This window comes from Rossellomorea orangium (genome assembly GCF_019334305.1).
Lineage (GTDB): Bacteria > Bacillota > Bacilli > Bacillales > Bacillaceae_B > Rossellomorea.
The window spans coordinates 1-20185 of the sequence record NZ_JAHWGH010000020.1; the positions used below are offsets into that span (position 1 = coordinate 1).

At 40.6% G+C, this 20185-nt stretch carries 31 protein-coding genes; all 31 read right to left on the bottom strand.

What is annotated here, in order from left to right; all coding sequences use genetic code 11:
* A partial coding sequence (locus KYJ26_RS20175; RefSeq protein WP_219169450.1) for a BppU family phage baseplate upper protein occupies positions 1-796 on the bottom strand: 796 nt, incomplete at its 3' end.
* A 137-nt stretch (positions 797-933) separates the two neighbouring features.
* Complete coding sequence (locus tag KYJ26_RS20180; protein ID WP_219169452.1) at positions 934-1740, bottom strand: phage tail domain-containing protein; 807 nt, start codon at positions 1738-1740, stop codon at positions 934-936.
* Positions 1737-3908, bottom strand: coding sequence for a phage tail protein (locus KYJ26_RS20185; RefSeq protein WP_219169454.1), 2172 nt, complete (start codon positions 3906-3908; stop codon positions 1737-1739). The genes KYJ26_RS20180 and KYJ26_RS20185 overlap by 4 nt, the downstream gene beginning before the upstream one ends.
* Positions 3908-4240 (bottom strand): hypothetical protein, encoded by a 333-nt coding sequence (locus KYJ26_RS20190; RefSeq protein ID WP_219169456.1) that lies wholly within the window; start codon positions 4238-4240, stop codon positions 3908-3910. Before KYJ26_RS20190 ends, KYJ26_RS20185 begins: the two co-directional genes overlap by 1 nt.
* 8 nt (positions 4241-4248) lie before the next feature.
* Positions 4249-4608 carry a hypothetical protein gene (locus KYJ26_RS20195; protein ID WP_219169457.1) on the bottom strand — a complete coding sequence of 120 codons (360 nt, stop codon included), beginning with the start codon at positions 4606-4608 and terminating at the stop codon, positions 4249-4251.
* 51 nt (positions 4609-4659) lie between these two features.
* Positions 4660-5070 (bottom strand): phage tail tube protein, encoded by a 411-nt coding sequence (locus KYJ26_RS20200; RefSeq protein ID WP_219169458.1) that lies wholly within the window; start codon positions 5068-5070, stop codon positions 4660-4662.
* A gap of 11 nt (positions 5071-5081) precedes the next feature.
* On the bottom strand, positions 5082-5483 hold the full coding sequence (locus tag KYJ26_RS20205; RefSeq protein WP_219169460.1) for a DUF3168 domain-containing protein: 402 nt from the start codon (positions 5481-5483) through the stop codon (positions 5082-5084).
* Positions 5480-5923: an HK97-gp10 family putative phage morphogenesis protein gene (locus KYJ26_RS20210; RefSeq protein ID WP_257475159.1), complete on the bottom strand. Its 444-nt coding sequence runs from the start codon at positions 5921-5923 to the stop codon at positions 5480-5482. Before KYJ26_RS20210 ends, KYJ26_RS20205 begins: the two co-directional genes overlap by 4 nt.
* 221 nt (positions 5924-6144) lie before the next feature.
* Positions 6145-6462, bottom strand: a complete 318-nt coding sequence (locus KYJ26_RS20215) for a phage head closure protein (RefSeq protein ID WP_219169462.1) — start codon at positions 6460-6462, stop codon at positions 6145-6147.
* Entirely contained in the window at positions 6459-6767 is a 309-nt protein-coding gene (locus KYJ26_RS20220) for a phage head-tail connector protein (protein WP_219169464.1), read from the bottom strand. Before KYJ26_RS20220 ends, KYJ26_RS20215 begins: the two co-directional genes overlap by 4 nt.
* A gap of 9 nt (positions 6768-6776) precedes the next feature.
* Positions 6777-6899, bottom strand: coding sequence for a hypothetical protein (locus tag KYJ26_RS24085; protein ID WP_257475160.1), 123 nt, complete (start codon positions 6897-6899; stop codon positions 6777-6779).
* 48 nt (positions 6900-6947) lie between these two features.
* Positions 6948-7865: a phage major capsid protein gene (locus KYJ26_RS20225; protein ID WP_219169465.1), complete on the bottom strand. Its 918-nt coding sequence runs from the start codon at positions 7863-7865 to the stop codon at positions 6948-6950.
* A gap of 11 nt (positions 7866-7876) precedes the next feature.
* Positions 7877-8455: a DUF4355 domain-containing protein gene (locus KYJ26_RS20230; protein ID WP_219169466.1), complete on the bottom strand. Its 579-nt coding sequence runs from the start codon at positions 8453-8455 to the stop codon at positions 7877-7879.
* 121 nt (positions 8456-8576) lie between these two features.
* A complete protein-coding gene (locus KYJ26_RS20235; protein ID WP_219169467.1) occupies positions 8577-8753 on the bottom strand; it encodes a hypothetical protein in 177 nt (58 codons plus the stop codon).
* A gap of 67 nt (positions 8754-8820) precedes the next feature.
* Positions 8821-9735: a phage minor head protein gene (locus tag KYJ26_RS20240; protein ID WP_219169469.1), complete on the bottom strand. Its 915-nt coding sequence runs from the start codon at positions 9733-9735 to the stop codon at positions 8821-8823.
* Positions 9719-11098 (bottom strand): phage portal protein, encoded by a 1380-nt coding sequence (locus KYJ26_RS20245; protein WP_219169471.1) that lies wholly within the window; start codon positions 11096-11098, stop codon positions 9719-9721. The genes KYJ26_RS20240 and KYJ26_RS20245 overlap by 17 nt, the downstream gene beginning before the upstream one ends.
* A 4-nt stretch (positions 11099-11102) precedes the next feature.
* Complete coding sequence (locus KYJ26_RS20250) at positions 11103-12341, bottom strand: PBSX family phage terminase large subunit (RefSeq protein ID WP_219169473.1); 1239 nt, start codon at positions 12339-12341, stop codon at positions 11103-11105.
* Positions 12338-12772, bottom strand: coding sequence for a terminase small subunit (locus KYJ26_RS20255; protein WP_219169527.1), 435 nt, complete (start codon positions 12770-12772; stop codon positions 12338-12340). Before KYJ26_RS20255 ends, KYJ26_RS20250 begins: the two co-directional genes overlap by 4 nt.
* 233 nt (positions 12773-13005) lie before the next feature.
* Positions 13006-14190, bottom strand: a complete 1185-nt coding sequence (locus KYJ26_RS20260; protein WP_219169474.1) for a hypothetical protein — start codon at positions 14188-14190, stop codon at positions 13006-13008.
* Positions 14191-14857: 667 nt separating this feature from the next.
* The gene (locus KYJ26_RS24090) at positions 14858-14992 is read right to left on the bottom strand and encodes a hypothetical protein (RefSeq protein ID WP_257475161.1); all 135 of its coding nucleotides are present in this window, start codon (positions 14990-14992) and stop codon (positions 14858-14860) included.
* A gap of 38 nt (positions 14993-15030) precedes the next feature.
* A complete protein-coding gene (locus KYJ26_RS20265; RefSeq protein WP_219169475.1) occupies positions 15031-15450 on the bottom strand; it encodes an ArpU family phage packaging/lysis transcriptional regulator in 420 nt (139 codons plus the stop codon).
* A gap of 2 nt (positions 15451-15452) precedes the next feature.
* A complete protein-coding gene (locus KYJ26_RS20270; RefSeq protein WP_219169476.1) occupies positions 15453-15812 on the bottom strand; it encodes a hypothetical protein in 360 nt (119 codons plus the stop codon).
* Between the two features lie 92 nt (positions 15813-15904).
* Positions 15905-16402: a hypothetical protein gene (locus KYJ26_RS20275; protein ID WP_219169478.1), complete on the bottom strand. Its 498-nt coding sequence runs from the start codon at positions 16400-16402 to the stop codon at positions 15905-15907.
* Entirely contained in the window at positions 16402-16908 is a 507-nt protein-coding gene (locus KYJ26_RS20280) for a hypothetical protein (protein WP_219169480.1), read from the bottom strand. The genes KYJ26_RS20275 and KYJ26_RS20280 overlap by 1 nt, the downstream gene beginning before the upstream one ends.
* Before the next feature lie 126 nt (positions 16909-17034).
* The gene (locus KYJ26_RS20285; RefSeq protein ID WP_219169482.1) at positions 17035-17568 is read right to left on the bottom strand and encodes a dUTP diphosphatase; all 534 of its coding nucleotides are present in this window, start codon (positions 17566-17568) and stop codon (positions 17035-17037) included.
* Positions 17565-17819 (bottom strand): hypothetical protein, encoded by a 255-nt coding sequence (locus tag KYJ26_RS20290; RefSeq protein WP_219169484.1) that lies wholly within the window; start codon positions 17817-17819, stop codon positions 17565-17567. Before KYJ26_RS20290 ends, KYJ26_RS20285 begins: the two co-directional genes overlap by 4 nt.
* A 25-nt stretch (positions 17820-17844) precedes the next feature.
* The gene (locus KYJ26_RS20295; protein ID WP_219169486.1) at positions 17845-18282 is read right to left on the bottom strand and encodes a single-stranded DNA-binding protein; all 438 of its coding nucleotides are present in this window, start codon (positions 18280-18282) and stop codon (positions 17845-17847) included.
* Positions 18283-18367: 85 nt separating this feature from the next.
* Positions 18368-18538 carry a hypothetical protein gene (locus KYJ26_RS20300; protein WP_219169487.1) on the bottom strand — a complete coding sequence of 57 codons (171 nt, stop codon included), beginning with the start codon at positions 18536-18538 and terminating at the stop codon, positions 18368-18370.
* Entirely contained in the window at positions 18513-19019 is a 507-nt protein-coding gene (locus KYJ26_RS20305; RefSeq protein ID WP_257475163.1) for an HNH endonuclease signature motif containing protein, read from the bottom strand. Before KYJ26_RS20305 ends, KYJ26_RS20300 begins: the two co-directional genes overlap by 26 nt.
* The gene (locus KYJ26_RS20310; RefSeq protein WP_219169488.1) at positions 19010-19882 is read right to left on the bottom strand and encodes a hypothetical protein; all 873 of its coding nucleotides are present in this window, start codon (positions 19880-19882) and stop codon (positions 19010-19012) included. Before KYJ26_RS20310 ends, KYJ26_RS20305 begins: the two co-directional genes overlap by 10 nt.
* A gap of 4 nt (positions 19883-19886) precedes the next feature.
* On the bottom strand, positions 19887-20168 hold the full coding sequence (locus tag KYJ26_RS20315) for a hypothetical protein (RefSeq protein ID WP_219169490.1): 282 nt from the start codon (positions 20166-20168) through the stop codon (positions 19887-19889).
* Positions 20169-20185 lie beyond the last annotated feature (17 nt).

Sequence of the window (20185 nt, forward strand, 5' to 3'; positions counted from 1 at the left end):
TATTAATTAAGTTTTGCAAAACTGTTGTATCATTTGTGATTCCGTCGCCTTTGGCTCCATAAGATTTGACATTATACGCTATATCTGCCAACTGCGCATTAACCTCATCAATGGCCGTAGGGTTATATTCGTCCGTTATCTTCCATCCACTACCCTCTACATAACGATATGATCTCGCTTCACTCGTCACCCTCACCGTGTCCCCATGATTAGGGTCCGGATACGTTGAATCACGTGTCGCCACCGTATCTACCGCATTGAGGAACGTCGTTTTATTTTCATCAGCAACTTGTTGAGCGTTGAGAGCTGCAGTATCTGCTTCACCGGCTTTTTCAAGTGCATAGTCTCCACTCTCCTGGGCGAAGGTACCTTTGTCGTTTACTTCAATGAATAACTCTTGTAATGCCGTTACATCGTCAGCTTGTTGCTGAAGTGCTACGGAACCAATCGAATTAATCACGTTCACTTTCATCTTCAGAGTTGAAATTCGTTCTAAGTCATCCGCACTGAAAAACTGCAGCTCTAATTCGCCAATTCCGTGCTTCTCCATTTCTTCTTGACCGAAACGATATGTTACTGTGTTCCCTACCGCTTCAAGCAATCGTGATGTAACTTTCTTATCTGTGCGTTTGTAATTGACGACTATTCGCCCGATACCGCTTAAATCCGCATCTGCTCCGTTATCCTTGACCGTAAAATCTATGATGTTCGTGTCACCTTGGATAAACTGCGGAGTGGAAATCAGGTTAGGCTTGCGAATATCAATCGTGATACTTTGTCTATTTACCGTTTCCATGTTTCACCACCGTCCTTTATTTTCCTGTATTGATTTGAATTGAATCGGCAGTCACAGTGATAGATGATTTTCCGACAATCATTTTGATCATATTTTCCGTTTCGATAATTTCGCTCTTTTTCATCACGCTCAACCTCCTAGACATATAAAAAACGGAAGTCGAATCCGATTGAAAAATCAGTCGCTCCCGTTATCTCAAATTCGTTCCAGCCTTGCACCAATGTGATAAGTTGCCTGTTCGTTTGACCAAAGATACTACTGCCGTTTTTCAGCGACCGGATACCTTCTAGTCGGATTACATCCTCTGCTACAGTATCGCCAGTATAAGACCACGTATCGCCTGTCGTGAGGTTCTTTATCGTCAATCCCGAAGAAGCACCCTTAAACTCGATTGTGAGGTCATGTTCACGTGGGTCAATGTCGGTATCACTATCGTTCCACACACTGAATGAAGTCGTGTTAAATTCATACTGAATGGGTGGATCACCATAGTTGGTCGTGACTTGCGACATCATATCGCCTTCTGGACGCAAAGTGGTTCCGATGGATCGAGCGAAAGATGAATATGAGACAAACGGAATTTCAAAGAATCCCCTCTGTCCATCTACCCGATCAGGAGATATGGCACCTTCCAATCTCAACTTCCACATTTTATTCGGTTCAGCTTCTTCGACTACACCAAATTCTCTGCCACTACCTAAGAAAGAAAACAGTTTATGCCTTTGTCTGACGTACTCTTCTTTATCCTCAACATTCAGATACACTTTAGTGTTGAATGGTACATAACCAAATTTACTGTCAACTACCACAAGGCTTTTACTACCATCTAAGCCTTCCGTTTCATTTTGGACATAGGGAGAGGGGTGATTAAAAATCATAGTTTTATAACCATTCTCTTGGAAGTCGAAAGTTTCTCCCTTTTCATTCGTTACCACTATGTTCATCCTCTCACCCCATTCACGATCATTCTGTTTGAATACCTGTTGTTTAAGCCTTCTTCAATGATATCAAGCATATTGTAAGCGTCTTCTTCACTGCCGTTTCCACTGTAATTCAATGTGACGTTCATTGGCTGACCGGCTGCCGCTTCAGTATCACCTTTACTCACCCTGATATCAGGAAGTGACATGAGATTATTCATTAACCCTTTCACTTGGGGAACCGCTTTATCTAAGGAGTCTGAAATAGGACCACCGAAGTCTAATTTATCCAAGTCTGATAAAGGTCCTGTTTTAGCTGGGGAGAACGGTAGGAAGTCCCTGGCTTTTTGAGCAAGGCTTGAAACGGCTCTCAACACTTTACCAGCTGCAGCCGTTATCCCTTTAGCCATCATTTCAATAAGGCCTTTGCCGGCTTTATAGAATGTGGATCCTAAACCAGTTATAAAGCTCACAATCGCCTTGAATCCAGACGATACCTTACCTTTAATACTCTCTACCCCTGCTGAGAATAATGACTTGGCTGTTTCCCATATGGATCTGAACAACGCTGATGCTCTACTTCCATACTGATTGATGTAAGACAAGATCTTGTCAACAAATGCCTTTTGAATACCCGTGATGATTTTAACTGCACCGGATATGATTTGTTTTGTCGCTTCCCACAAAGCTTTCCAATCACCAGTGAAGAGAGCTGCAAAAAACTTAATGATACCTAAGATGACATCTATGGCACCTGATATGATGTTCTTAATGGCATTCCACACTACACTTATGATTTCTTTAATGACCGGCCAGACAACTTTCATGACTGCTAATATCACCGCTAGTTGTGCTTTAATCACACCGGAAATAAGATCCCATACCATTTTAGTAGCTTGTTTAATCATTTCACCGTTTTCCTGCCAAAACTTCCTGACATATTCCATTTTATCTTGAATGAAGTTTTGTATCGCATTTAGAACAGGAGTGATCACGTTTGACATGATCCAATTCCACGCTACCTGAGTTGCGTTTTTAATTGATTCCCACGCAGTCATAACCGCAGATTTAAACCAATCCGTCTTAGTCCAAAGTAAGTAAAGTGCTGCACCAACTGCCACAAGTGCTGCCGCTACAATAGCTGCCGTCCCTGCGACTGCCAAGAATCCGGTAACAAATGGTCCAATGAGCATCCAAACTGCTGAAATTGCCGCTTGAAGACCACCAAACATACCTATACCAATAGCCAATGGAGACAAAATAACCATTAACGCTAAGAATAATAGTCCGAATGACTGAATAGATGCGGCTAAGACGGGATTTAACTCATTAAATTTGTTCATCAGGTTACCTATCCACGTCACAAATCCAATGATTTTCAACAAGATCTCCGCTACAACCTTCGCAATAGGTTCAAACACTTGCGCCCATACACCTTTCATATTCTCGGTGGCCGGACCCAAATTTTCATTAATGGCATAAGCGAGGTCGATGACTGCAGCAGTTGCAATAACAAAAGGAACCGCCATACCGATAGCAAGGAAAGTCATTCGCATTAGACCCATATTAATCATACGTGTCATGTCGTTTAGTTCTTTCATATTTGCGTTCGGTCCTAACATTTTCATAGCTAAAACGGCAGCGTTACCGTTTCTAGCCACTTTTTCAAGGTTAGCCCCTACTTTAAGTAATCCGTTATTCACTGTATATAATGGGTTACCCATCCTGGAGAAGTTAGCCGCAATCTTTTCAGACTGGCCACTTCTTGCGACCATCGTACCAACAGATTGGATGAAGCTCGTTTTCATGAATTCATTATTTTTCATCATTTCTTCTGTTGCTTTCTTGTGACGCATCCCAAGTTTGGTAACCTCGTCCATAAACTCTTTATTGGTGCCTTGATATCCTTTCATGCTTTTTGAAAGTTTAAAGAAATCATACTCGACACCTAGTAAATCCTTTTTGAATGGTATGAGTGCTGCTTTGGAAGCTTGGTAAGATGCTTTCATTTCGTTGGACATCATCTTCCACTTATCAGAGAATCCTTTTACATCCGTCCCCATGGTTTTTGCCATCCCGGATACCGTGGTACCCATGGACTTCATTTCACTCTCAACCACTTTAGATGTCTTTTGGAACTCTGATGGATCCGCACCGATCTCAACCATCATTTGTGCGATTGTTTGGGCCATTATCTCACCCCCATTTCTTTGGATAGAAGCATAACCATGCGTTTACTTTCTTCCGGTGTTGTTTTAGGCTTCTCTTTGTTTGCATTGGGATTATAGAAGTCTGTAGGCTTTTTGGGCTTTCTGAAGTGAGGTGCCGTGATCCAACTAGCCAAGATGGACATTCTTCTCATTTCCATCTCGTTCAACTCTTTGATCTCTTCAATGCGCCTGTCTTCTCTCCACTTCCACCCTTCGTACAATTCAAGGAATTCGAATGGTTGCAGCTTCCAAAAGGATTCATGGCTTAGATTTAATGGACCAAATGCAACTTCTTTAATCCACTTCCAATCCAAGCCACCTTCTAGTTTTTTGACTCTTCGTCACCCTTGCTGCTCTTTGAAATGAGTTTGAATGCTTTGGAGTTGTACAATGCGTCGATAGATGTTTTCATCATTTCGTTGAAGTCAAACTCTTCGTTATTCTCCATTTCCTTTTCGAGCATCTGTCCTACGTGATGTACTTTAAGGTTAGGGTTCTTCCATAACATGCCGGCCCACAAGATATTACGAACCGTATTGAACCCGATCACTTCCTCCGTGATGACTGAATGGATACCTCTGCCGTAATACTCCTCTAGATCCGAGATAGCATTGAAACCGAATTTCAAGATGTGATCTTCACCGTTTAATTTCACTTTTTTATAAGTAGCGTGGTCGCTCATTTAATAACCTCCATAAAAATAGACCGCCCGAAGACGGCCTTGATTGATTGTTTAAGATGCTGGGACTGCAGCTAATTTACCGGATCCTTGTAATGACACATTGTAAGTGGATTCACCGTCATATGCGCCTTCTAATTCACGGCTAGTGACAAGTACATCCCCTTCCTCTACCGGCTGGCCATCCTCTTGGATACGTGCTTTGATGATCAGTTTATTACGTTGAGCATCCTTTAAAGCTTTATATCCTTCTGCGGTCGGAATATATAATCCATCACATTCAATCGTCCAGGATCCCAACCCGTAGTCGAATTCTTGATACCCTGCTGAATCTTCACTCGTCAGGTCGATTGTTTCCGCTTCTTCTGAAAAGGTTGCGTTTCTCTGTCCACCAACAGGCGAAAAGACGGGAGTTGTTTCATCCCCTGTGTTCACTAATAGTACGATTTTTACGTTCTTTGGCATGTAATGACCTCCTATTGCATGATTTTATATCTAAGTCTGATAACTCCGTGTCGAGCATTGGTCACGTTATCTTCTAACACTTCCATAAACTCTCTGCGCTGAAATTCCATAGAAAAACCACCACTCAATGTCAGGGTGGTGGTCAATGCTTCTAATATGAGATTAAATATCTCGTAAACTTCCCTTTTCCCTTTGTAATCGGACCATACATGAAGGGTTAAGGTGATGTCTTCCCCTTCTGTCGTATGACTCCCCCAATCGTTCACAGTAGGGTTCCCGATGGTTACATAAGGATATGCCGTACCTTCACTTACTTCGTCATAGACACCACTTATTTTGCTTGTGAGTGGTGTGTGACTAGCTAACTTTGCATATACTGACATCTGAAGGGCTAATAATGATGTTTTTGTCATGGTTTTCTCAACTCTTTTTCTAAACTTCTGATATAATTAGGTCGTTCCTCTTCGTATGAAGGATTCATAAACGGTTGCGCTCTCATCCCTCTTGTGAATACAAAACGATTTAATTTCTCATCAAAGTACACCCAAGGAGTTGACCGTCCTGGTTTATCACCTTCCGCATAAATACCGGTCCCGAACTCGACATACAAGCCGTAGCCAGACGGATCAATGACTCTACCTACAAATCCACCATCGGCAAATTCTTTGTATATGCCATTTTTAAGGTTTCCTCCGTCAATTTCAGACACAGGAGAACGTGCAACGGACCCATTCTCGATATTTTGAGTGGATTCCGCTACAATCGCCTTAATTGCATTTACTTTTTCAGCCGTATATTGGTTCATTTGTTGAATGGATTTATTTAGGCCCTTCATACTTACATTCATTCTCATTGTCAAACCCCCTTAGGAGGTGTTACTCATTTATGATGACCTTTTATTAGTCATGCTCGAAACGGATCAAATCAGCTATAGTGACTTTGTCTCTAAGGTGTCTACCGTCCCCAAAGAGTATGAAACATATGAATTGTTTATAAAAAATAAAGGGAAGGTATCAAAAAGAATCGTCAAGCAAGGTGAATGGGTACAAGAAGGATTGAAGAAAGGCATTGTCCCTAGACATTGGAAGTAGAACACTTCAAGCATAGGATCTTGTTCATTCCACCCTGGTCTATAACTGAAATGATGTTCAAGTTCATGGATTTATATTTAACCCTCATGTTGGGTTTAATGACCTCGTTATATGGCGTGTATACGTCCACATTAACGGGGTTTTGTATTTGTTGCGCCTGATAGTATTCCCTTCCGCTTATCGGCTGAACATGGGCTTTAAGACTAGTTTGAACAGTACTCCACGTTTTTGTATGTCCTCCCATGCCGTCATCAGTCTCTTCGTATGACTCGATGTCAATTTTATGAGGATACACATTCATACGAAGCGAACCTTTCGATATGGTGCTAGGTATTTCGTGATACTACGTGGTACATCCGTTTCATACGAATACGATACTTGACCCATTGTGTAGCTCTTTACATTGGAAGGGTTCATGCTGAATTCAATGGCTTTCGCTACATACAATCTCACCCCTGACGGCAGCACCTCTTCACCGGCAACCATAAATGAGTTATTGCAGTAGTCTTTCGCCTGTTCAATGAACACTGGTAACATTTCGATGAGGTATTCATCATGATCGGTTGTATCAATCCTCATCATGTTTTTAAGTGTCTGTAGGTCCATTCAAATCACCTACTCTTTGTCGGATTTCTTTTTCTTTTCCTTCACTTCTTTAAATCCTAGTGGTTTATACACAACCTCATAAGCTTTTTCACTTACTTCAATTTCTTTTTCATCACGTTTAACTTTTACCATGGTTTCAACCTCCTAAAAAAATAAGGCGACTACGAGAGCCGCCCTTTATTATGGTGTAACGTCAGGTGTTAATGCTGCAAACGCATCATCAGCGAGTGTCATGAATCCAACGTGCATTGTTGCTCTCAGAGCGAACATATCACGCTCGAATAGGTTAATGTCATTACCTAGTTCATCCTGGATTGTAGAGATTGTAGCATCCTCTGAAATTTTGTATTCAATATTTTGAAGGATTCCGTAACGTGCATAATCCCAATCACCAGCGAGTAGTTCTGCTTTTGAAGAGTCGAACGATTTAGAGTTAACATATCCAACCGGTAGTCCTAGTAATTGAGAAGCAGCTCCACCGTTAGCATCGTTGAATAAAAGATTTCCATTGACATCTTTCGCACCACGCAGGTTCTTACGGAATTTACGAACAGTTGTGAAACCGTCAACGTCTTTGTCTCCGTCTTCCACAAGGGCCATAACAGAGTTTAATTCGTCGTAAAGGTTTCCAAGTGAGTTTAACTCTACTGTATTACCAGAAGCTTGAATCTTCTCGAATACAGATACACCAGAACCGAATGGAGATCCTGTTCCATATAAGGCTGCTTGGTCAAATTTAATAGCGAATGCTTCAGCAATAGCCGGGCGCATTTGAGCGAAGAAATCAGAAACAGTGTAACGCAAGAATTCTTTTGAAACAGGGATGATCACACCAAGTTTCTTTGTCTTCATTTCGGCTTCTAACCATGTAGCCTTAGAAGTCTGGATGCGTTCTCCTTCTCCTACCCAGTAAGCCCCTGGCCCATCTGCTAGGTACGTGAATTTTTTAACTGGTTTGCTCATCGGCTCATACTTAGCGAGTTGAGTAATGGCAGCTTGAGTCATGAAGTCTTTCAGCATCAATGAACCTTGTTCGGATGGCACTTCACCTGTGACGGCATCTTGTAATAATACGTTATCTGGATTGAATGTTGGCATTGTTTTTCCTCCTATTGTCGAAGTGACACTTGACTAGCAAGTGAATCCACGTCGATTTTTCCTGTTTTATTTGTTGGGTTTGAGAAGTCGATATCTCGACCATTCTCCTTAAACTTCGAATCTACTGCCGATTGTACAGATTGACTGAACACTTCCTCTAATTTAGAGAGGTTTTCAATAGTGCCCTCCTCGTTTTCGGCAATAAAATAGTCAATAATGCCATCCGGTAGGTTCTTTTCCTTCGCTACCTTCAGTGCTTTATTGACCAATACTTCCCTATTACGAGCCTTTCGCTCATCTTCAATTTCCTTACGAAGTTTCTCTAGTTCGAGTTGTTCCGGGGATTTTGAAGGGTTTCGTTTCTGTAATTCTGCTTCCACTAAGGAATCTAAGTTGTTCGCCTTCCAAGACTCCAATGATTTGTTATGATAACGGTCTAAATCCGGTTGAATCAGTCGTTTCCCTTCATCAGTGTTCAGGAAACCTTTCACCTTATCAGTAGATACGGCAGATAGTTCTCCTAAATAGGCTTTAACCTCATCGTTATCTTTATTGTCATTGAAATATTGTTTAATATCTTCAAGTTTCATAGTTTACCTCCTAGCCCATAACGTTCTTTCGACCGCCATGTGCTTTAATGTACGTATATTTAACGACCTCGTCAGGTCATAATAAAAAGCCACCCCGTTAGAAGTGACTTGGATTTATATATTATTTTTTTGGTTTGCCAGCCCACTTATCTACACCATTATTCAAAGCTTTCTGCCATGGTCTTAGATTCGCATCTTGCCATGTTTCTTTACACTCTTCTGAACAGTACTCCCTAGCGACGATCTCACTCTTATCCACTTTTTTCTTACACTGTTTGCACTTTTTCGTTCCAAACATTATGAAACCTCCCTTAAATTGGTATCGTGTTTAATTATACGATACATAAAGGAGGAAGTTTCTATTTTTATTTAATTCTTTCCTTTTTCCACTCATCGTAGGTTGTATATGGGATGATATTGGTCTTGCCGTTATCGAGCCTAGCCCTTCTAACGGAAGGCTTTTTACCATTCACAAGGTATAGAGCCGTACATCTACAATTAATGTCATCAGAAGCATTGTTCATGTGTCCAGGAGCTTTACCGTTACCACCTTTAGGAGTGGTGAAGTTTTCATCCTTGCCAATGACGGTCCCATCTAACTTCTGGTGCCAATCCCTCGTATTGCGATCTAATGTAGCATCCCACATTTTTGTCATATCCACGTATTTACTTGCTTGATCTGCGCTATCTATTCTCCCTTGAACCTGTGCCCTATGCGACTCGGTTCTAGCCACCCTCCGAGCTTTTACGGAGCTGAAACCAACAGCCTTCTCAATACGCTTAGATATGGTCGAGTATCCTTCACCAGCCAATAACCCTTGAGTGATTTCGGTTGATATCTTTCTAATGGTATCGTTCCGGTTATACTCCATCAATTTAGGTAATGTGAGTTCCGGGATAGGATTCTGTACTGCAGCTAAGATAACCGTCTTATTCACCTGACCATATCCCATTTTCTTTTGTGCTTCAAACTCATACATGAAGGCTGACTGGAAGTAGTTCTCGATGTATTGGCTAATCATTAAGTTTTGGATGAACTCTGTCAGATACGCATAATCAGAATGGATCTGTTCAGCAATAAAAGCTAATTCCTTTTGTAGACGGTTGTATTTCGTCATGTCCGTGTATGTCAGTTCACCTTTGGATGAATACTTATTGAACATATCCCCTAATTGAGCAAGAAACGACTTCATCCTCTTACCAAAAACATTATCAATATCCAATTCAGCTTGATCAATCAATTCATCCAGGTACTTATCTAGTTCATTCTGGTTCTTCATTTGCATTACCGCCTAATGTTGGTAACTGGTTCATGTATTCGTCATGTTCCTGCTTCATTAACTCTTGTTCGTATTCGACATCATCTACAAATGATAAAAGGGATAAGCGTGTTTTCTCACTCACATTTCCACGTAAATTCATAGTTGTTGTTGCTTCATCTAGGATGTTTGCAGGTAAATTACGCTTAAATGCCGTCCACACACTCAAATAATCATCTTTAGTACAGATATTACGTTTAGCCCACGCACTGCATAGAAGCTTAAACTGATACCTTAAAGCAGCTGTCATTTTACGTTCCATCGTGATACATTTATTCTCTAATGCAAGTAATTTGAAACGCATAGCCACACCGGTTATTTGACCACCAAAGGATTCATCACTGAAATTCACTGATTTAGCGAATCTAAGGATGTTTTCTTCCAATCGGTCAAGGTGATTCTCAATGAGTGTGTCGTTTATGTCCTTTGTTAAGTAAGAGACATCATCGTCCTTATCGAACAATTCAAAGACACCACTCTTTTTCAGGTTGTTGAGTGTTTCCTCATCTGCTCCCAGCCCTCTTAGTACCAGGTAAGCGAGTCGATACTGTTCGATCTCATTGTTAGCATCGGAAATAGTACGATCGTAAGCATCAATAAGGCTTAACACTTTCTCAACGTCTGCCTGCAACTCTTCATTGTTCGGCAATCCGAATAGAGGGCAGTAATCGAACAGGTGAAGCTTCTTTTCCACCTCATCGAAGTCTATCCCATTCTTAGATGTATAGGTGATGTAGTAAGAGTCGTCGTAAAACTCTGCTTTCCACTCGTCGTCCTTCACATTCCAATATCTCAATGCGTATTTAGGTTCTGTGATATCCTCATTCGAGAGAATGATTGTTTCCCAAGGGTTTATATTCTTTATACGTTCCTTTGCTTCAAGGTCAATATAAGCAATCCTGGCACCGTATCCACATATGGCTGATTTCTTTCCCCATTCAGAGTCCTTATCAGCTACGTTGTTACGAAGATTGAAGAGGTCTAACTCCTTTTTCAAGCTCTCGACACTCGCCAATTCCTTATCCACATCGTAACTAATTGCATGACCGAACATGTAACCTACTTTCGTATCAACGATTTCAGCATCGAAACTGTTATTGAGTCGATTATTTACTTTGTGGTCAATACGTTTAATAGTCCCGGTTTCAAAGTCCTCATATTCGATGGGGTCCCTTTGAAGGATCGGTACTCCATCAATGACAGCCTTGTAGCGATTATATAAGTCAATCATTCTATTACGCTCTGGTTGATGTTCCTCAATCATTTCTTTGATGAGTTTGGGTGTAATACCCTCTTTATCTATCTGTTCAATGTAATGTCTCACGCAATCACCTCACTCTTGTACGTTTTCTTATTGGTTCTAAGCTATATCTAAAGGCATCGAGTAAATGGTTAAACTCATCTATTGGTTTGTTAATGAGCTGACCTTCTTTATTACGGTCCCATACATAGTTGGATAACTCGTTGATGAAGTTGACGCATCTAGGATGGACGAATATCGTGAACTGCTGAATAAACTGAATACCCGATTTCACACTATCCGGTCCTTTTTCGGCTGCCTTTAACTTCCTTATCCCGTATTTCCTCAACTCTGCAATACTCTTTGGTTCCGCACTATCAGCTATGATGATTTCCTTCTGATAACCCTTTTCGATGATCTTCTCTGCTATCTCATTATTGAGTAGTCCCTTTTCGTATATCTCATCAAACACGTATATTTCACGATTCTTAATGTCAACAATGGAAGCTGGTAAGGCTGTCGGGTCCACTGTGAATCCAAAGTCAAGTCCGAACGCTGAACGCACACCTTCACGTTTCGCAATCTCACTTGTATCAAAGGCGAACTCTCTCCAATTCGTGAAGATAGCCCCTTCTGCAATCCCCCAATCACCCATACCTTCAATCTTGTAACGTCTGGGATTGTTCTTCCTCATCCATTCAAATAACTCTCTGTCATCGTCACCCAAGAACTCATTACACTGATAATTGGTTGTGAGTGCTAATACATTCGGGTTGTCTGCATCAAAAAAACGCTTCTTCAACCAGTGCTTTTCATTCCACGGGTTAAAAGTAAGCGTTAATTGTTTAAAATATCCTGGTGGTAACTCACCACGTATGGACATATCCACTTTGTCGAAGTCATCTTCATTGGTTATCTGATAACACTCTTCAAACCACGCCCAACATAAGTGTCCTGTTTCTACTGTTATGGATGTTACACTCATTGGATCATCCAAACCTCTGAATAGAATCTTCTGTCCTGTGGGTCTATAAATGATTTCTAACGGTGTTATTTTCACATGCCACAGGTGTTTCACCTGAAGGTGATTGATGGCCCACTTCAACTGAGAGTACGTCGAATCTTTGTGATCCTTAAACACTTTCCGCAACACTAATGTATTGGCGAGTGGATATTCCATCATCCTGTGAATGATATTCAGAGCAGTGGTCACAGACTTTTTGCTACCTCGACCGCCCTTCACAACCCGGTAACGGCCTTTATAATGCCAAAATCGGTTATATCCTTTTCCAATGGTTTTGGCGATATCTACATTTACCGTATTCATTCATCATCATCCACCGGGACATTATTAATAAACGTTACTGGTTGTAAACCTTCATGGTGTTGCTTATCAGTCCACATAGCATAACGCTTACCTAATAGTTCAGCAGCTTTAATACGATCTTTAGCAGATATTTCAATATCATCAATCGTCTGCGCACCTTCACCGATTCCCCTCAGAGTCTGCTCAGTGTGTTCTCCACGCATGATAGAGGTAAGGTATTGAAGAACTTCATCCTGTTCAGCTATGGACTGTTTACGCAGTTCACTCAATCTCTTCTCTATATAGGATTTGATGATAGGTTTTTCAAGGTTTTCTTTTCCTATCGCATATGCCGTCTTTGTACTGTATCCAGCATTGATTGCAGCCTTTGTAATCTCACCTAATCGAATATACTCATCAGCAAATCTCCGTTGCTTCTCCGTCAGCTTCATCTCATTCACCTTCCCCCTATACACTCTTCTTAATTAAACGTATAAGCTTTATACACCTAATTAAAAAGAGTGCCATATAGACACTCTCAGTGATTACTTCTTATTCTTCTTTGGACCTGATCTACCTTCTTTACGGCTATCCTTCTTGCTTGTATTGGATGTGTTTTCTTTGGATACCGGTCCGGCTTTGTGTTCGCCTTTCTTTCCCATTGTTAACACCTCCTTTTAAGCATTTACACATAATGAATCGTCTTCAGTTTATCCTCGCTATACTCAAACACTTCGAATCTCTTATGAGCTGTTGTATATCCATGGTCGTCATGATAGTCGTCCACTCTGTTACCAGTTGGCATTCTCCTCACGACTGCCCCACCTTTATCTAACACTCTCTCATGGTGAAGATGCCCAGTGAATATTTCCCTGGTTGTGGCTCGACTCCACTCCATAGGAAATTCTGTTGAGAAGTTTTCGTTTAGGTTGGTGTCTTTCTTTTTATCCCCATGGTTGATACCAATAAAGTTGGTCCCTAACATATGAACCTTTCTTTCTTTGAATCTGGTATCTACATTCACTTGAGGAAATCGCACCTCTAAACATTTCACGAAGGCCCATGACATTGACTCATCGTGATTCCCTTTCGAATAACAGATATTTACTTTCTTACACTTCTCTATCGCCATTTCAATGATCGGTACATAGAACTTTAATGCTTCATCCCAAGCCAGCTCCATATCCACTTTTTCAATTTCCCTACCGGATGATGTTCTACCTCTAAAGTCATCGTTGTGTAAAAGATCCTGACCAATGATGATCAGCACTTCTTTGTATCCTTTTTGAAGCAGCCCTAATATGGTTTGTTGAGTTGGTTTGTAATACTCATAATCACTGATGGGAAAATGCATATCGAATAATGGGATGTTTAGGTAATCAATATCTCTTGTATATTTCGGTTCAATGTACTTAGGTGGCACCTGTTCGATCTTCTTTAACAGGTTATCTATGTTGAAGCTACTTACTTTCGGTTTGACTGTTATCTTACTGGCGTATAACGTATTAATTCCATCTTGCTTACTGTATGTGTTCCATATGTTGTTCTTAGCAGTAATTAACTCCCATGAATCTATGTTGAACCCATGAGCTTCTAAAAGGAATTTAACATCCTTCTTCTGTTCAGCAGACATTCTCAGGAGCTTATCACTCTTATGTGATCCATCGGGTTCTATTTTGTACTCTTCTTTATATCCAGGTAACTCTTCTTCTTGCTTCGTCCTTACTGCCTTATGTCTTACCGCATGAAAAGTAAACTCCATTTTATATTTCTCTGACATGATGGAAGCAATCTCTCTATGTGTGTGACCCTTTTGCTTTAACTCATGCAGATATTGAACCTCTTCCTCTGTCCATACTTCGTGTTTCATTTTTCACCTCGCACACATTTGGGTAACAGGCATAATACTTTCTTGTCGCTTACATACGTTCCCCAGGTACACCCTTTACACGGATGTTCCTTTGGTTGTATCGGTTTATGTGAAATGGGTTTGTTACCCCTTACTAACTTTTCATATCCCTCATACATGATGATCCTCCCTTTGTTTTTCCTTCTGTACAACACACCTTGATATTCTGTACACAAAGAAAAAGAGAACCCCCACGCAGTCGTAGTGATTCTCTGATTAAGAGGGTTAAACCTTTCATTTTTTGTGATAAAAATACAGGTTCGGAACATAACCACTCTTTATTCGCTTGGCTGAGTGATAAGGATTTGATATTAGTCATCATCTACTTAGCCATAAAACGTTAATTTCTTATAGTACCATTGTATAACGGATTTCCGTGTATTTCATGTCCTTTTTAGTGCGAATTAGTGCCAAAGTATTGCGTTACATCGTCGGATTGTTCATTACTAAAGAAGTTTCCCGCATTCTGGGCATCTCTCTTTTAAAAGTTCGTCTCCGTTAGTCTTTCCGCCTCTTGGCTCGACTTCCTTTACTAAATTCGCATAACATTTAGGGCATTTAAATTTAATTTCCACTGGTTGCACTCCTTTACTACATCGGTCTATTCAGTGTGTCATCGGATAATGCACTAAATAATCTTCTTGATTCGTTCTTTTAAATCACTATAATCTCTTAAATCTTCGTAGGGTAAGTTGTCAGTGTTGTTAATGTAGAACTGCAAAGCTTCAACAACAATTTCTTTTTCTTTTTCACTTAGATTCACGTTTCAATCACTCCTTCGCTACATGGGTCAAAACTTCCTTAAAGCAATCCCATCCCATCAGCCACCACCGCAATCATTTCCCTCTTCAATCGGTAATATGTCCGATGTGGTATGTTGTTGCCGTAATACACATCTGCGTCACTCATGCCTAACATGTAGCGTTGTTCCCATATCTTCTGCTGATCAGGCTTCAGTGAGTCGAAGAGAGTATCTAGCTTCTTCTTGGTGAGCGTGTACTTCTCAATCTCCACCTCATTCAAAGCTAATTCCTCTGTCTGACTGTGGAACTGATTACCCCTTTGCGATTCACTTGCGTCATAGTTGACGGTCATCTTATTTGATTTCATTTTTCGTGATTCTATGATAGCTTCCAACATCCTATATTGGCTCATGAGCTTAACGGCTTTTCGTTTTACCTCTCCTGGTATGTTTGTATCAATGAATTGAAGTTGCTCCACTGTCATTCCCCCTCACTTTCGTCAGTATAAAGCCATCTAGTGTGAAGTAATTCTCTGTTTGTGAATTTATCTTCTTCCCCTTCTCTTATTGCCAATATATAGTTGTCGTATTTATATCCAATGACAATGAACCTACATGAATAGTGACCACTTTTAACTACTTGCCCTTTCTTGAACTCCTGCTCTGACTCTAAATATTTTCGACTTTCCTTTTCCATGATCAGCCTATTTCTTTCCCTACGCATTTTCTTCACTTCATCTAAAGTTTTTTCAGCACCTTTAATGAGCGATAAAACCACAATCGCAAGTAACAATATCAGCAATCCAAAGAAAGTTATCACAAACACTTCAAGGTCACTCATCTTCTCTCCCCCAATGTAATTCCGACTAATGCGATAAAAGCTAGAAACATGATTACACCGTTCATCGGCTTCCTCCTGTTATCGTAATACGTTCAACCGCCCTCTTTATCAATAGCCTTAATCATATCCTTCATGGTAAGCATTGCCCCTGCATAAGAGGTGGCGATACCCTTCCATGTGACGTAATGACCTTCATATATGCCTGATATTTCTTGGTTAATGCCCTCTTGGACCTTACTTCGATAATTGGAATCATTTACCGCAATTTTGTTTGTCTCACGTTCGTATATATAAAACTGCCCACGCTCTGTGCTTGCTTTACCGTAGTAATACTGATACTGGCTTTTGAAGTATCCTGCAAGCTTCCACGCTTCCCTCTCTGCCTTGTTGTAGTAATATTGGAGTTTGCTAAGTTGAAAAGGTGTTAGAGAGTCGATGTTCTCTTCATATTGATTAATGAACGTGAGCATTTGGTTATGTTTTCGGATGACTTCCCGGATAGTGTCCGGGATATCGTCCTTTACCTCTTGCCGGAGAGCTTCAATATCGACTGGCTGCTCTCTGAATATCTCTTCTGTTGGTTGAGTCATCATGCACCTTCTTTCTGTACCTTCTCAATGACCTCTTCCTGGTATTTTGTGAGTTTACTAACACCCTTCATCCCTTTAACAATTTGAGCCAATACAAAGGCATCCCGGACGTTATCTGATGGATGTTCAAATCCCCAATGCTTATAAATAGGCACCGTCATGTTATCCTTCTTCTCATTTCCCTTACCGGTAGCGAACTTCTTTACTGCTGATGGAGATACCTCGATGTATTCATAACCTCTTTTGTATAGCTCTGCTCTGATCATCCAGCCAATTCCGTATTGAGTTGACACTCCACGACCTTTTGATCCGTAAGAGAATCCTTCAATGGCTATAATGTCATTAGGGTGCAATTCCTCCATAATCAAGTCGGCCAAGTCAACGAATCTATCTGGATCACTCTTCAATTTACTTCTGACTTCCTGTTGATTAATGATTTCCCCGTCTCGGTTGAGTATGACTAAACCTGTTTTAGTTGATGGGTCTATACCTACATATCTTGTCATCGTTTCTCCACCTTCACTTTATAAATTTCATAAAGCTCCTTTTCCGGTAGATCGAGAAGGAAATCCTCTCTGTAATTGGATACTAAAGTTATTTGCCAAGCCATTGTGTATTTATCAGGTATATTTTTAATATCCATTTGCTTGTCTCTCATGGTTGATGCGATTTTTTTCATAGTAAGCTTTTTCAATCTCTTCCCAGGAGAATCCAAGTGATTCACCTAAGTGTAGATAGTTATTAAATAATACTCGGTAGTCACCGTCATTTAGCAATAACATCATGTAATCTAAATCCGATGCCAATCTGTAAATTGATCTGAAACCGCCTGTTATATCATGGGTAAATGAGATAAGTTTGCTTGGCGTGAACTTATCCACTCCAATTTCTATCCCTAATTCCAAGATAAAACAAAGGCCGTCAACGAATTCTTCAAGAAGTGGAGGCGTGCCTTTCTGGTTTTTAATTACTCTCCCGTCATCTGTTATAGCAATGTGTCTTGGGTGTTGATTCTTACTCCAAAACTTGAACCCTCTCCATTCATTTGCACATTCGCCAATCTCCACAAGCAATGCAAGGACCAACTTTTCAAAACGATCACTACCCTGATAGTTAATTACTCCACGTAATTCTTTTTGAGTTTCAAATAATTTATCTACGTTCATGCTCCCTGTCTCCTTCTCAATCCGTATTGTTTAATCTTGTTCCGCACCGTGTATTCATCTACACCTAATTCAATGGATACGGCAAAGGGACTGAACCCTCTACCGTACAGTAAAACTAAATCTTCGAGCATAGTTTCTTTCCATTGGCGAATCTGCATTTCTCTACATGCTGCGTATTTATCAGCAAGCGAGCATTCTTCGTTGATGGCTATTTGTAGTAGTTGGCGTTTTGTTGCTGATTCAAAGTCCATATATACACCCCGTTCCTTTAGTGCGTTAAAACGGTAAATCATCATCTGAGAGGTCAATTGGTTTTCCGTCATTAGCGAATGGGTCGTTATCTTCTCTCGTGTATGGTGGTTGATTCCTGTTTTGATTACTTGATTGATTCGTAGATTGCTTAGTCTTATTCGGGAAGTCGAATCCATTTACCACTACCTCTGTGAAATATCGTTTCTGTCCGTATTTCTCAGATACATTGATTTGTAGTGATCCAGTGATTCCGAACTTATCCCCTTTGGAAATATAGTTTGCCATGACCTCTGAAATCTTGCCTATTGCCTTGAAGTTGATAAAGTCCGTATCATATTCACCCTGTTGATTTTTAAAGTTACGTTGTACAGCAATGGTCCCTTTCCCAAATCCTGTTCCTGATGGCGAATAAGAAAGCTCGATATCTTTCGTTGCGTTACCTGTCAGCGTGATTACGTTCATAGTTAATTCCTCCTAAGAATATATGTTCTCTTGTCCATATTTGGATTATGTTCCATACTGATAATTGGATTCTTATGCTCTAATTTCACTTAAACTCATATAAATGTCCGTCACTCACAAGAACTGAGTGCTTTTTACATGCCCTACTTTCCTTTTTCAACTGCTCTTTGTTTATGCCTTCACGCTCGATGATGATCACTGCAAGTTGTTCTCTATCCTTTGATACTTGGTTATAGCTCATTACTCTTCTTGGCAAGACGTTCACCTTCTTCCTCCATGAACTTCTCAAATGCCTTTTCTGTTGTATTCGGTATGAGATTTTCTTGGAAGAGGTCGAATTTATCAGCCCAATACCATTTTCCATAGATGCTTTCACGTTCTTCTTTCAGCTCAACTGCGAATGATCGTTCCTTGTGCGCTTTCATGTGATGTTCTTTGCAGAGTGGCATGAGATTTCTGTACCCTCCCCGACCTTGTTGGGAACGGAATCGAACATGGTGCATTTCAATGTGTGGGTTGTTACAGATCACACAGGTTTCGCCAAAGGTTTCAATGGCTTTGTTATAATCCTTTTTACTAATTGCGCTTCTTACCTTTGCGGTTGGTATGGTTCTTCCTCTTACTGTTCTAGTTTTACGCTTGCGTGGTCGCTTCTCGACAATCTTAGGTGTGTCCTTGTGCTTTTGATGACCCTTTAACTGCTGCGACTTTGAATAGGGATTGAATCCTACATCCATAATTTCACAAGCCCTTTAAGATGTTCGTTCTCCTGTCCAGCTCTTACAGCTTCTACCCTAGCTTGTCTTAGTTGCTCCCTGACGTTCTCTAACTCTGCATCTAGGTTTATTACGATGGCGTGTTCTTTCTGGTACGCATTTTCCATTTTCTTGTACTCTTCAAAATTCTTGATCCGTTCTAATTCAGCTTCCTCGAAGTCGATTTTCATATTTTTATATTTTTCTCTAGGTACAGTGGTCGCTTTCAAATGTTCGATCTTTTCAAACTGTTGATTGATTGCCTTTTCCCTCACATCCAATTGACGCTTCAATGTTTCCACAACGCTCTGTAATTCGTTCTGAGGTGGTTGTACTGTCTCTTTAGGGGTAATGGTAGGCTTGAATACTTTCGGCTCTTTATCGTCCTTTTTTCGCCCGAATACCTTACCAGATGAAATGCCGTTATCCTTCTTCCACTTCGTTAAAGTTGGAGTGCTGACACCCTTTTTCTCCGCTACTTGTTCATCATTCAAACCGACTGCTTTCAAGTCGTTATATTCATTCGTGGTGAAGTCCTTTAATTTCGCCATTTCACTATCCCCTCTCTTTTTACTGAACCCCCAATTGACCATCATTTCCTGAAAGGTCAATGTACTCATACCTAATGCCTTTTTGATTTCCTTTCTCTCAATGTCTTTACCAATCAAGAAGGCTATATCGCTCTTTTTCATATACGACCCTTTATCCAGGACTGCTTTCACTTTAGGATTGTGAAGGAGCTTGTTTCTAAGGCTGTCCACTTCCTTACATGTTTGGCAGCTCCCACATTCTTCATGGTCCCTTAATAGTTCTTCTATCTTCTCGACTGTTTCAGAGCGATTCATCGGATCACCCTTTCATTAATTCCTCGAACCAATCTTTATCGTTACTGTCCAGAGACATGTCAATGAATACTTTCACATCTTCCGGATGTATTTTTGTTTCCACCGGCTTCAACAGATCCACCAAAACTGATTCCTCTTTGATGACTGGATAGCGAACTTTCACGCCATCCTCACCTTCTCTATATAGCTTGATGATCTTGTAGTACCGTTCGTTTGTTGTATCTACGATGAAGGCGTATGCTTTGTACTTGTAGTATTGGATATATACATAGTCACCTTCCAGCATGTTAGACACCCCTTAAT